The 638-nt window shown below is 69.6% G+C and carries 1 pseudogene; it reads right to left on the bottom strand.

Annotated elements, in window-relative coordinates:
• Positions 1-158: 158 nt before the first annotated feature.
• Positions 159-638, bottom strand: a pseudogene (locus KZA10_RS16985) (electron transfer flavoprotein subunit beta); the annotation flags it as partial.

The raw sequence follows: 638 nt of genomic DNA on the forward strand, positions 1-638 counted from the left end.
CAGCCTGGTCCACCGCGGCGGGGCTCCCGCCGACGATCAGAGCCACGGGCGAGCCGATCGTGGAAGCAGCGCCGAGGAGCGCAGCCGTGCTGCTCGCGACGTAGCCGGAAGGATCGACGTCGATGAGGACGAGGATCGGGTTCTCGGAGGAAGTCATCTCACACCAGCCTGTTCTGCACGAGGTAGTCGACGAGCTTGTCGGCCGCGTCGCCCTCATCGGTGATCTTCACGCCGGCAGCCCGCGGGGGCTTCTCCGACACGGTCGTCATGATGGTCCGCGGGGCGGCGGACGGATCTGCCGACACATCGAGGTCGGCGAGCGAGAGCACTTCGAGCGGCTTCTTCTTCGCCGCCATGATCCCCTTGAAGTTGGGGAATCGGGCGTCGGGGAGCGCCTCGGTGATCGAGATCACGGCGGGCAGCGGCGCCGAGACCGGCTGGCTGCCGGCGTCCGCGCCTCGGACTCCCGAGACGCCGTCTGCGGTGATCTCCACCGCGGAAAGGGCGGTGACCTGCGCGAACCCGAGATGCTCGGCGATCATCGCGGGGATCACACCACCGGAGCCGTCGGTAGACAGGTTGCCGGTGATCACGAGGTCGGGGGCGCCGCGGCGGATCGCCGCGGCCAGCACCTCGGC

The sequence above is a fragment of the Microbacterium sp. BF1 genome, assembly GCF_019279095.1.
GTDB classification, from domain to species: domain Bacteria; phylum Actinomycetota; class Actinomycetes; order Actinomycetales; family Microbacteriaceae; genus Microbacterium; species Microbacterium maritypicum.